The following is a 12258-nucleotide window of genomic DNA, read 5'->3' as shown; positions in this document are numbered from 1 at the left end:
TTGAGCTATATTTGAAAGAATGCGAATGGCGTTTTAATCACAGTGACTTAAAATCTCAAATATTCCTTTTAAAACAATTGGTTAAAGGGGGTTTAGATTAGTTATCTAGGACAGCCCCTTAAACAAAATCCATTTTTTTATATTGAAACGAATCTTAGTTCTGGAGCATATAAAATAAATAAATCGTTTATCTAAATGTTTTTTTACATTCAGCTCAATTTCTTTTAATTTTTGGATAATTAATGTTCTCGTATTAATCTTGTCATTTAGTTGATTAGGAAATACGATTAAGTCGTACCAAAATTTGTGACATTCATCAAGAGTGATAATCCACTTTTTATCTGCATTTTGGTAGAAACTGTTAGTATTTAAAAAATTAAAATTCCCCCTATTCATAATTGCTCCTTTCAAAATATAGGATGACTTACACCATCTAATTTATAAACTACAAAAGCGGTCAAATTCCGTCAAAAATTTGCAAAATTTTAAGAAAATCCAACGCTTGTACTATTTCTTAAAGCTTTCCAAACGCTTTATCCGCAGCCTCTAGCGTGCGGGCAATATCTTCGTCTGTGTGAGCTAAAGACATAAATCCAGCCTCGAATGCAGATGGGGCTAAATATACGCCTTGTTCTAACATTAGGTGGAAGAAACGGTTGAATTTAGCAGCGTCGCATTTCATCACTTCTTGGAAGTTGGTTACCGCTTTTTGTTCAGTGAAGAATAAACCGAACATTCCGCCAACGTATTGCACCGTTAATGGCGCATTGTGCTTATCTGCCAGAGCTTTAAAGCCTTCAGTGAGATTTTTGGTTTTTTCCGCTAAAATAGTTTCATTACCCGCTTTTGATAATTCGGTTAGGCACGCTAAACCTGCTGCCATTGCAATCGGGTTGCCGGAGAGTGTGCCGGCTTGGTAAACCGGGCCGGTTGGGGCGATATATTCCATAATCTCTTTTTTACCTCCAAATGCTCCCACCGGCATTCCGCCGCCGATAATTTTTCCGAGTGTGGTTAAATCTGGTGTCACACCGTAGTAAGATTGAGCCCCACCAAGTGCGACACGGAAGCCGGTCATCACTTCATCAATAATAAACACTGCACCATATTGCGTGCAAAGTTCACGCAAGCCTTGTAAAAAGCCCTCTTGTGGAGGAATACAGTTCATATTGCCTGCAACAGGTTCAACAATTAAGCAAGCAATATCATTTGGATATTGTTCAAATGCCGCTTTTACTGAATCTAAATCGTTGTAAGTGCAGGTAAGTGTGTGCTTAGCGAAATCCGCAGGCACGCCTGGCCCACTTGGCTGGCCAAGTGTTAAAGCTCCAGAACCTGCTTTTACTAATAGTGAATCTGAATGCCCATGATAGCAACCTTCAAATTTGATAATCTTATCTCGCCCTGTGTAGCCTCGAGCTAAGCGAATGGCAGACATTGTTGCTTCTGTGCCAGAACTTACCATTCTAACCATTTCAATTGATGGCACTAATTTGCAGACTAATTCCGCTAGGGTAATTTCTGCAGCGATTGGAGCACCAAAGCTCAAGCCGTTTGGTACGGCTTTTAGCACCGCATCAATAATGGCTGGGTGGTTATGCCCTAGCACCATTGGGCCCCAAGAGCCAACATAGTCGATATATTGTTTGCCGTCGCTGTCGGTAATATACGCACCTGCGGCTTTCTCAATAAAAACAGGCGTGCCACCTACACCTTTAAATGCACGAACAGGGGAGTTTACGCCTCCCGGGATCACTTTTTGAGCTTGTTCAAATAGTTGTTCTGAAACAGACATATCAATTCCTTATTTTTAATTACAAAAATTCCCCACTATTGTAATGAAAATGCTCTCTTTTCGCTAAAAAATTTTACGATTTTATTGCCTTGTGCTATTCTGCGTACTTATTTTCGGACTCATTTTTGAGGTAATCCCTGTATGTGGCTTACTTTTCTAACGGTTTTTATTGTATCGTTTCTCGCCTTAATTGTGATGCGACCAGTAGCGGAATTTGTCGGTTTAGTGGATAAACCAAACTTTCGTAAACGCCATCAAGGCTTAATTCCGTTAATTGGTGGTATCGCATTATTTATTGGTAATCTCGCCTTTTATTTTATGCAGTGGCAAGATATGCGGCTGCCGGAACTTTACCTCACCGCTGTGACCATTTTGCTGATTATTGGCGTGTTAGATGACCGCTTTGACATCAGCCCGTTACTGCGTGCCGGAATTCAAGCGGCATTAGCTGGAGCGATGATTTACAGCGGTTTATCGCTTAGTAGTTTAGGGCAGATTATTGCTCCGTTTAGCATTGAGCTGGGCTGGCTTGGTATTGTGTTTACCGTGTTCATCACCATTGGTGTGATTAACGCTTTCAATATGGTGGATGGGATAGATGGCTTATTAGCTGGGCTTTCAAGCGTAAGTTTCGCCGGGCTTGGCACATTGATGTTTATTAAAGATGAGCCAACATTAGGCTATTGGTGTTTCGCTCTCATTTTTGTCTTACTACCGTATGCAATGTTCAACTTAAGTCTATTCGGGGCAAAATGGAAAGTGTTTATGGGCGATTCAGGCAGTATGCTGATCGGCTTTACTATTATTTGGATTTTGTTACTAAGCACCCAAGGACAAGGCTCGCCAATTAGCCCAATTACAGGATTATGGCTGATTGCCGTACCGCTGATTGATATGGTGGCGGTAATTATCCGCCGTTTGAAAAAAGGTAAAAGTCCGTTCAAACCTGACCGCTTGCACCTACACCATTTAATGATGCGAGCAGGGCTGACCTCTCGCCAAGCATTATTGGTGATTACCCTCTGGGCAGGATTCTGTTCCACCATTGGGGTATTAGGCGAGGTGTATTATTGGAATCAGTGGGTGATGATGCTAATGTTTATCGGGCTGTTTTTCCTATACGCCTATTCCATTACCCACGCTTGGCGTGTCACCCGTTTTGTTCGCCGTTTAAAACGCCGTGCAAAACGTAGCAAACAACTTTAAAGGATATGTTGTGAAAACCTTATTTTATCGACTTTTAGTGCTGATTTTATTTGCTGCTATCGGGGCAGGTGCCGGTTATGGGTTGAGTTATACTCAATCTGAAAAATGGAAAGTGACTGCTCAATTTGAGCAACCGACTATTCCCGATTTAGGCAATTACTACTCGTTACTTTCCACCTACCATTTTTTGAATAGTAATAGCCAAGAAGCGAATAGCCAAACGGCACAGCAACAGGCAAGTGAGCAGGTTTATGCGGAATTTAAACGCAACCTCACGTCCGCCGACTTGCTTCAAGCCTATTTGCTACAAACAGAAGCGGTGAAATTAAAAGCTCAGGTTGCAAAGAAATCACCGGCGGTGGTGGCGGCTGAATTAGTTGAACAATTCCGTTTTGAAAAAGATATGGCAACTTCGGCAGATAATGTCAGCTTAATTGCAGAAAATGCGGAAGAGGCTCAAAAATTATTAGCCGATTTTATTCCGTTGGTAAACACCCAAGCTCGAGATAAATTAAACGCCGATTTAATTGCGAAATGGAAGGTGTTGTTCCAGCAAATTAAAAGTGCGTCAGAGTTAAATATTGGGGCGAAAGGTAATCAAGATTGGGCTGCTAAACTGCAAATGATGCGTTCGGTTCAGCCGCTAGATAACCAATTAAAAGCCTACCGTTTAGTAAAATCGCCAGCTGTTCCGTTAAAATCGGAATCGCCGGATCGTTTGTTTTGGCTAATGATTGGGGCATTAAGTGGCTTACTGCTGGGCTTTATGCTTAGCTTTGCGGTGAAAGCGAAAGTCCAACCTGCGGAAATTTAATCTAAAATGGCACACAATTTAGTGTGCCATTTCTCTTTGTAACTGATGATGAGTAAAACTGAATTTAACACTATTTGTATTCTGGGTTTAGGCTATATCGGGCTGCCGACCGCAGTTGGTTTTGCTAATGCAGGCAAGAAAGTGATTGGAGTGGATATTAATGAGCAAGTAGTAGCCAGCCTTAATCAAGGTAAAATCCATATTATTGAGCCTGATTTGCAAGCAGCCTTTACACAAGCGGTCGAAAATGATCATTTTTTTGCAACTCGAACAGCTGAGGCGGCTGATGCCTTTATTATTGCCGTGCCAACACCGCTACTAGAAAAGCAGCCCGATCTCTCCTATATTAAAAACGCTGCTTTAGCCATCGCCCCTTATTTACGCAAGGGGAATTTGGTGGTGTTGGAATCTACCTCGCCTGTTGGTACAACAGAAAAATTAGCCGAATGGCTAAGCCAAGCTCGCCCTGATTTAATCTTTCCAGCCGATGTACATATTGCCTACTGTCCAGAACGTGTTTTACCCGGCAGAATAATGACTGAATTGGTGGAAAACAACCGCATTATTGGCGGTTTAACCTCTGAATGTAGCCAACAAGCGGTCGATTTATACCAAATTTTTGCAAAAGGGAATTGCATTACAACCCAAGCACGTACGGCGGAAATGTGTAAGCTGGTGGAAAATAGCTTTCGTGATGTAAATATCGCTTTCGCCAATGAGCTTTCAATGATTTGTGATGAGTTGGATATTAGCGTATGGGAGTTAATCGAGCTTGCCAATCAGCATCCAAGAGTGAATATTCTACAACCCAGTGCAGGTGTGGGCGGACATTGCATTGCGGTTGATCCTTGGTTTATTGTTTCCCAATCGCCTAAATTATCCCGTTTAATTCGCACCGCACGAGAAGTGAACGATGCTAAACCCCAATGGGTGTTAGAAAAACTAAAAGCTCTTGTAGCGGATTGTGTGATAGAGAAAGATTGCAAACCAAGCGAGCTAACTATTGCTTGCTTCGGCTTGGCGTTCAAGCCCGATATTGATGATTTGCGAGAAAGCCCAGCCCTTGCGATTACCCAGCAAATCGCACAATGGCACAAAGGCAAAGTGCTGGCGATTGAGCCGAATATTCAGATGTTATCGTTAGAAAATGTAACATTGGTCGATACAGATACGGCTATGGCTCAAGCAGATATTATTGTGTTATTGGTTGATCATACACCCTTTAAACAAATTCCCGTTGAACACGTTCAGCAAAAACATCTTCTTGATTGCCGAGGAGTATGGCTAAGATGATCACACCTGATAAATGGCTCTCTGATTTTTTCGGTAGAGAAATTGTGCAAGCGAAAGTAGCGGCTGATGATTTTGCTCAAATCGGCCAACTGCAAAAACAAGGTTTTGTATTTGTAGAAGGCGAATTAGAATTTGCCTTAGAGCTTGCAAAATTTTCGCAAAATTCGACCGCTTGTAGTCAGGCTACGATGGCTGATTTACCCGAATTGATCTCATTATTTGGTTCAGCTTTTCCGAATAGTCGTTTCCGCTCTCCCTATTTTTCGAGAGAGGAAAATCAACGTTTTTATCAAACTTGGATTGAAAATGCAGTAAAAGGTGAATTTGATGATATTTGCCTGATGAAACGAAATGAGCTGAGGCAATTTCAAGGAGCAGTTACCGTTCGTTTATTAGAAGGAAAGCAAGCCAAAATTGGTTTACTGGCGGTTGAGCCTCGTTTTCAGCAACAAGGTGTTGGTGGTAAGTTGTTGCACACTGCAATCGGCTGGGCGAAGCAACAACATGCGGAGAAGTTAATTGTTTCTACGCAAAGTAATAATCTGAAAGCGGCTCGGTTGTATCAGTCTGCAGGGGCAAATTTACAAGCGGTCTATTATTGGTTTTATTGCCCCTATCTCTGAAAAATATTTCTGAACGAAATATTTTTCGGTCTCTATCCCACAAGGGGAGAGAGCTTTATTTTCTAATAAATTAACAAGTTATGAAATTTAATTTTATCCCCTTTAACCAACCACCGATTGTCGGCACGGAACTTAGTTATATCCAACAAGCAATGGCAAGTGGAAAGCTATCGGGCAATGGTAAATTTACCCATTTATGTGAACAATGGTTGGAGCAAAACCTTATGCACAGCAAGGTGCTACTCACGCCTTCTTGCACCGCAGCGTTAGAAATGGCAGCCATTTTACTCAATATTCAGCCTGATGATGAAGTGATAATGCCAAGCTATACTTTTGTTTCCACCGCAAATGCCTTTGTACTGCGTGGGGCAAAAATTGTGTTTGTAGATATTCGCCCCGATACGATGAATATTGATGAAAACCAAATTGAGCAAGCTATCACGCCTAAAACCAAAGCGATTGTGCCGGTTCATTATGCAGGTGTAGCGTGCGAAATGGATAAAATTATGGCGATTGCCGAAAAGCACGGGCTTTATGTGGTGGAAGATGCCGCGCAAGCGGTGAATGGGTTTTATCAAGGCAAGGCATTAGGCTCAATCGGGCATATTGGTTGCTATAGTTTCCACGAAACCAAAAACTACTCGGCAGGGGGCGAAGGTGGGGCAATCGTGCTTAATGATCCGAAATTGATCGATCGATCTGAGGTCTTACGAGAAAAAGGCACGGATCGTAGCAAATTCTTTCGAGGTGAAGTGGATAAATACTGTTGGCAGGATATTGGCTCAAGCTTTTTAATGTCGGAAATTCAAGCCGCCTATTTGTATGCTCAGCTTGAAGTGGCAGATAAAATTAACCAAAAGCGATTAACGCTATGGCAGAACTATTTCCAAGCCTTTTTGCCGTTAGTTCAAACAGGCAAAGTTGAACTACCTAAAGTAAATGCGAATTACCAACACAACGGACATCTATTCTACTTAAAATTAAAAGATGTGAGCGAACGAACTACTTTCATTGAGTTTATGAAAGCCCAAAATATCTTAACAGTATTTCATTATATACCTTTGCATTCTAGTCCAGCAGGGCAGAAGTTCAGCAGGTTTAGCGGAGAAGATCATTTTACGACAAAAGAAAGTGAGCGGTTGGTGAGATTGCCATTGTTTTATAATTTGAACGAAAAGGATCAAGATAGGGTTATTCAAGCAGTGATCGCTTTCTTTAATCAATAAAAAACGGCTGAGTATTTCAGCCGTTTTTTTACTATAATTTTTCTTTACTATGAATAGTAAAGCTCAAATTCTACTGGGTGTGGAGTCATATTTACACGCTCAACCTCTTTGCGGCGAATACCGATGTAAGCCTCAATAAAATCTTTTGTGAACACGCCACCTTGTGTTAAGAACTCGAAATCGTTGCTTAACGCATCAAGTGCATCGCCTAAAGAAGAAGCTACGGTTGGAATATCTTTTAATTCTTCTGGCGGTAGGTCATATAAGTTTTTATCCATTGCATCGCCCGGGTGGATTTTGTTGATCACACCATCTAAGCCAGCCATTAACAATGCGGCAAAGCAAAGGTAAGGGTTTGCCATTGGATCTGGGAAACGAGCTTCCACACGAGTTGCTTTCGGGCTGGTTACCGCAGGAATACGGATTGACGCTGAACGGTTACTTGCCGAATAAGCTAATAATACAGGTGCTTCAAAACCCGGTACTAAACGTTTGTATGAGTTAGTAGTGGGGTTAGTGAAAGCATTTAATGCTTTAGCGTGTTTGATGATACCACCGATGTAATAAAGCGCTGTTTCCGATAAACCGGCATACTTGTCGCCCATAAAGACGTTTTTGCCGTCTTTGCTTAATGACATATTACAGTGCATACCCGAGCCGTTATCGCCAGCGAACGGTTTTGGCATAAAGCACGCCGTTTTGCCGTGTTCTACTGCCACATTTTGCACGATATATTTGTAAATTTGGGTTTCATCCGCTTTTAAGGTTAAGCTGTTAAAACGAGTTGCAATTTCGTTTTGTCCCGCAGTTGCTACTTCGTGGTGGTGAGCTTCAATCACCAAGCCCATTTCTTCCATTAATAAGCACATTTCAGAACGAATGTCGTGGGCGGTATCAATAGGGGCAACGGCACAGTAACCACCTTTTTTCAGAGGACGATAACCATTATTGCCATCTTCAAATTTACGGTTGGTGTTCCAAGCAGCTTCTATATCATCAATTTTATAAGATACGTTGTTCATTTCGGTGCTGAAACGCACATCGTCAAATAAGAAGAATTCTGGTTCAGGCCCGAACATTACGCTATCCGCAATACCTGTCGATTTTAAGTAATTTTCAGCACGAGTTGCGATGGAGCGTGGGTCACGGTCGTAAGACTGCATTGTGTTAGGGTCGTAAATTGAACAGCGGATAGTGAGGGTAGGAATACGAGCGAAAGGATCAACCACAGCGGTTTCGGCGATTGGCATTAAAAGCATATCGGCTTTATTAATTGCCTTCCAGCCCTCAACGGATGAGCCATCGAACATTTTGCCTTCCTCAAATAAGTCTTCAAGATCGTTGGCAACTAAACTCACTGGCAGCGATACGCCGTGTTCTTTACCTTTAATGTCGGTAAATTTTAATAAGACAAATTTAATATCATTGTCTTGAATGAGTTTAGAGACATTTGCGATTGCGTTTGACATAGTAAAATAAGTCCTCGTTGGGAGAAATGAATAAGAAAAAACTTGGCTATCATAGCATTTTTTAAGGCGGTTTACACAAAAGAAGTTTCAGTAAAATTGTAAATTTTTGTTAAAATCAATATGGTTGAATGATTTGGAGGAAATAGCGTTATGAAGCCGATTTATCATATTTTAGGTTCGGATATTCCGCATCATAATCAGCGTGTTTTAACCTTTTTTCAACAAGAACTGTTACCGACTTTGCCTGCATCTTCCCATTATTTTTATGTGATGGGAGAGAGTGCGATAAAGTCCAAATTTTCTCATTTAGAGATAGCGACTTTTACTTCTCAACAAGCAATAGTCAAAGCGATAATTGCAAAAAATCAGCAAAATCCGACCGCTTGTTTTCTTTTACACGGTCAATTTAATGTGTGGATTTGGCTTGCCATTGGGTTAGGAAAGTTGTCAACTGAAAATATTATTTGGCATATTTGGGGAGCGGATTTATACGAAGTTTCGACTGCTTGGAAATTTCGGCTGTTTTACCCAATTAGGCGATTTGCTCAACGCAAGTTAAAGCAGATCTGGGCAACAAAGGGAGATCTGGATTACTTCTGGCGGAAAATAAGAAAGAGATCGGAGAAAGATCAGGTAATCTATTTTCCAACGAAATTACCTGATCAGCACAGAGTGCAAACCATTAAAAATGATCGACTAACTATCTTGCTAGGCAATTCAGGCGATCCCTCTAATAACCATATTCCAGCCCTAAAGGAAATTTATAAAGGTTTGGGTGAAGATATACGAATAATTATTCCAATGGGTTATCCTGCGAATAATGAACATTACATTCAGCAGATTGAGACGGAGAGCAAGCGGTTATTTTTAGCGGAAAATTTGCAAATTCTGCGAGATAAATTAGATTTTGACGCATATCTTGCATTGCTTGCAGAGTGCGATCTCGGCTATTTTAATTTTGAACGCCAGCAAGGCATTGGTACGATTTGCTTGTTGATCCAACAGCATATTCCTTGTGTATTACACCCGAATAATCCATTTTGTTTGGATATGCAGGCAGAAAATGTGCCTTATTTGTTGGCGGAAAATCTAACGTATTCACACATTCAAGCAACCAAACAACAACTAGAGAATATAGATAAAAATAACATTGCGTTTTTTCCGCAAACTTATCTGAAATTATGGCAAACGCATTTAACTGAATTGATACATAATGAATAATTTACTACTTCTTGGCGGATTTTACCTTGTTTCCGTTGGGTTATTTCTAACCGCACTCTATCGGCTTTATCAGAAATCGGGCTTTTCTTTCCATTTACTGTTCAGTCTGATCTATTTTATTACCTTTTATTCGGGCTTTCCGTTTTCGCTCGCAATGGCGTTAGGCTTTGATTACTCGTTGCCAAACATTGAACATCAATGGTTGGTGTTTATTACCGGTGGAGTAGGTTATTTGATTTATACGGTTGTCTATTCGTATTGTTGCCGTTTTTCAATGCCGTCTGAGTCAAAATCTGCAAATTCTCAAGCAAAAATGACCGCTTGTATGCTGGCGATAGTAGCGATTTCAACGTTATTTTATTTCCTTTATTTAAATGGCTTATTATTCTTTAAATTAGAAAAATATAGCCAACTATTTGCTAAAGATTGGGTAGTGCTTTCAGCTTTAAAACGCTTTTTCTACTTTTTATTGCCAGCGTTACTGATTTTCTTTTTCTTATATAAGAGCAAAAAAGCGTGGTGGTCGGTACTGGTTATCGGCGGATTATTTGGCTTATTGACCTATTTTGCCGTAGGCGGCACAAGGGCAAATTTAGCATTGGCGGTAGCGTTTTTCTTATTGATTGGTTTACAGCAAAAGTATCTTTCTCTATCAACGTTGGTCTGGTTTGGGTTAAGTGGTGTAATTGCAATGTTCTTCTTAGCGCTTGCTCGCTACAAATTGGAATTGTCTGCCAGTGAAACACTCTACACTTTCTTATATTTAAGCCGAGACACCTTCTCGCCTTGGGAAAATCTTGCTCGCTTATTATCTTCTGATGTGGAATATCAAGGCTTAATGCCGATTGTACGAGATTTCTATGTCTATATTCCGCAATCTGTTTGGCAAGAACGCCCCGATATCGTGTGGAATACGGCGAATTATTTCACCAAAGTAATTTTGGGTAACCATTCAGGCTTGGCAATTTCGCCTACTTTATTAGGCTCTTTCTATATTATGGGGGGATTTGGGGCGATTGCGGTTGGAATGACGGTTGTAGCGTTCTTAATTAAACTACTCGATAACTTTTTTACTTATGGAAAAGCAGTCAATTCCGCATTAATTCAGGCTTACTGTTTTGGTAATTTGTTTAACTTAATTATATTAGTCCGAGAGGGAATGGACGCTTTCGTCTCTCGCTTCCTCTTTTTTACGGTTGTATTTGTGGCTTGTTGGTGGTTGGCCAAGCTAATAGGTGGAAAACGCGATGGCAGATAAAGTGATTATTCGAGGCATTGAGTTACAAGCGGTCAAAAATCTGGAAATTTTTGCAAATCTCTTAATGAATGAGCAGGGCATTCAACAGGGAAGGCTGATTGCGATTAATGCAGAAAAAGTGATTAATGCGGAAAAAAATCCACAGTTACGCCAAGTGATTGATGAGTCTGAGTTTAACTATGCAGATGGGATCAGCATTGTTCAATCAATAAAAAAGAAATACCCTGATATAGAAATAGAACGAATTGCTGGAGCTGACTTGTGGGAAGTGCTAATGCAAAAAGCAGGAAAGCTAAGTGTACCTGTTTTTTTAGTGGGCAGCACTGCAGAGAATGTAAAGCTAGTTGAAGCAAAGTTAGCAAAATGGAATGTAAATATTGTCGGCACGCATCACGGCTATTTTAATATGGAAGATGAAAGTAGTCTCATTGAACAAATCAAGCAAAGTGGGGCAAAGTTTGTTAGTGTTGCAATGGGAACGCCAAAGCAAGAACTATTTATTCAAAAAGCATATAGAAACTATCCGCAAGCTCTCTATATGGGGGGAGGTGGTACTTACGATGTTTTTACAGGCAAGACAAAAAGAGCGCCTAAAATTTGGCAGAAATTAGGATTAGAGTGGTTATATCGCTTATTACGTCAGCCTACACGCTGGCAACGGCAACTTAATTTACTTAAATATGCTTATTATTATGTAACGAATCAGCTCTAAAAATCGGCATATTTGCTATTTATTACACGTTTTGAATAAAATAAAATCAAACAATAGCTTTTTTTGAAATTTTTTGAAAAAGTGCTAGACAAGGGAAACGGAAATCTATAATATACGCCTCCGTTGCGACGCACTAAGTTAAACGATGTAAATCGAAGCGTTCGTAGCTCAGTTGGATAGAGCGTTGGCCTCCGGAGCCAAAGGTCGCAAGTTCGAATCTTGTCGAGCGCGCCAGTTGCTAACGCAGCACTATCAACCCTATGGTGGCTATAGCTCAGTTGGTAGAGCCCTGGATTGTGATTCCAGTTGTCGTGGGTTCGAATCCCATTAGCCACCCCATTTAAATATACTCTTATGAGTAACTGACGGCGAGTAGCGCAGCTTGGTAGCGCAACTGGTTTGGGACCAGTGGGTCGTAGGTTCAAATCCTATCTCGCCGACCAATTTTATTTTCGTTCTTTAACAATTTATCAGACAATCTGTGTGGGCACTTGTTGATTGACTTGATTTAAAACTATTTTTTTAATTTTGAAGTCTTAATAGGTGCTAACTAGAAATTCATTATTTAGTGATTTTTTTATGTCAGCAGTATTGAGCGATTAAACTTTTTGAATTGAAGAGTTTGATCATGGCTCAGATTG

10 protein-coding genes, 3 tRNA genes and 1 pseudogene are annotated in these 12258 nt (G+C 40.6%); 12 read left to right on the top strand and 2 right to left on the bottom strand.

Annotated elements, in window-relative coordinates:
- Window positions 1-101: pseudogene (locus ACERCG_RS11755) on the top strand (IS1595 family transposase); the annotation flags it as partial.
- A 413-nt stretch (window positions 102-514) separates the two neighbouring features.
- Here the strand turns inward: ACERCG_RS11755 and hemL are convergent.
- On the bottom strand, window positions 515-1795 hold the full coding sequence (gene hemL, locus ACERCG_RS11750) for a glutamate-1-semialdehyde 2,1-aminomutase (protein WP_373612243.1): 1281 nt from the start codon (window positions 1793-1795) through the stop codon (window positions 515-517).
- Window positions 1796-1936: 141 nt separating this feature from the next.
- Between hemL and wecA the strand changes: the two genes are divergently transcribed.
- The 5 genes from wecA to rffA all read left to right on the top strand — a co-directional run bounded on the left by wecA (window position 1937) and on the right by rffA (window position 6957).
- Window positions 1937-3001 carry a UDP-N-acetylglucosamine--undecaprenyl-phosphate N-acetylglucosaminephosphotransferase gene (wecA, locus tag ACERCG_RS11745; protein WP_373612242.1) on the top strand — a complete coding sequence of 355 codons (1065 nt, stop codon included), beginning with the start codon at window positions 1937-1939 and terminating at the stop codon, window positions 2999-3001.
- Window positions 3002-3011: 10 nt separating this feature from the next.
- The gene (locus ACERCG_RS11740) at window positions 3012-3815 is read left to right on the top strand and encodes an LPS chain length-determining protein (RefSeq protein WP_373612241.1); all 804 of its coding nucleotides are present in this window, start codon (window positions 3012-3014) and stop codon (window positions 3813-3815) included.
- Between the two features lie 45 nt (window positions 3816-3860).
- The gene (gene wecC / locus ACERCG_RS11735) at window positions 3861-5108 is read left to right on the top strand and encodes a UDP-N-acetyl-D-mannosamine dehydrogenase (RefSeq protein WP_373612240.1); all 1248 of its coding nucleotides are present in this window, start codon (window positions 3861-3863) and stop codon (window positions 5106-5108) included.
- Window positions 5096-5731, top strand: a complete 636-nt coding sequence (gene rffC, locus ACERCG_RS11730) for a dTDP-4-amino-4,6-dideoxy-D-galactose acyltransferase (RefSeq protein ID WP_373612239.1) — start codon at window positions 5096-5098, stop codon at window positions 5729-5731. The genes wecC and rffC overlap by 13 nt, the downstream gene beginning before the upstream one ends.
- An 80-nt stretch (window positions 5732-5811) precedes the next feature.
- On the top strand, window positions 5812-6957 hold the full coding sequence (gene rffA, locus ACERCG_RS11725) for a dTDP-4-amino-4,6-dideoxygalactose transaminase (protein ID WP_373612238.1): 1146 nt from the start codon (window positions 5812-5814) through the stop codon (window positions 6955-6957).
- Window positions 6958-7004: 47 nt separating this feature from the next.
- On the opposite strand, the gene glnA is transcribed toward rffA, so the two are convergent.
- A complete protein-coding gene (gene glnA / locus ACERCG_RS11720) occupies window positions 7005-8426 on the bottom strand; it encodes a type I glutamate--ammonia ligase (RefSeq protein ID WP_373612237.1) in 1422 nt (473 codons plus the stop codon).
- Between the two features lie 150 nt (window positions 8427-8576).
- On the opposite strand from glnA, the gene ACERCG_RS11715 reads away from it, so the two are divergent.
- The 6 genes from ACERCG_RS11715 (at window position 8577) to ACERCG_RS11690 (ending at window position 12060) form a co-directional block, all read left to right on the top strand.
- Window positions 8577-9647: a TDP-N-acetylfucosamine:lipid II N-acetylfucosaminyltransferase gene (locus tag ACERCG_RS11715; RefSeq protein ID WP_373612236.1), complete on the top strand. Its 1071-nt coding sequence runs from the start codon at window positions 8577-8579 to the stop codon at window positions 9645-9647.
- A complete protein-coding gene (locus ACERCG_RS11710; RefSeq protein ID WP_373612235.1) occupies window positions 9640-10905 on the top strand; it encodes a WzyE family oligosaccharide polymerase in 1266 nt (421 codons plus the stop codon). The genes ACERCG_RS11715 and ACERCG_RS11710 overlap by 8 nt, the downstream gene beginning before the upstream one ends.
- Window positions 10895-11617: a lipopolysaccharide N-acetylmannosaminouronosyltransferase gene (gene wecG / locus ACERCG_RS11705; protein WP_373612234.1), complete on the top strand. Its 723-nt coding sequence runs from the start codon at window positions 10895-10897 to the stop codon at window positions 11615-11617. The genes ACERCG_RS11710 and wecG overlap by 11 nt, the downstream gene beginning before the upstream one ends.
- Before the next feature lie 157 nt (window positions 11618-11774).
- Window positions 11775-11851 (top strand) — tRNA-Arg (locus ACERCG_RS11700).
- A gap of 29 nt (window positions 11852-11880) precedes the next feature.
- Window positions 11881-11956 (top strand) — tRNA-His (locus tag ACERCG_RS11695).
- Window positions 11957-11983: 27 nt separating this feature from the next.
- Window positions 11984-12060, top strand: a tRNA-Pro gene (locus ACERCG_RS11690).
- Window positions 12061-12258 lie beyond the last annotated feature (198 nt).

The sequence above is a fragment of the Mannheimia sp. E30BD genome (assembly GCF_041807785.1).
In the GTDB taxonomy this organism is placed as follows: domain Bacteria; phylum Pseudomonadota; class Gammaproteobacteria; order Enterobacterales; family Pasteurellaceae; genus Mannheimia.
Note: the sequence above shows the minus strand (reverse complement) of the source record. Positions and strands in the feature narration are given on the sequence as shown.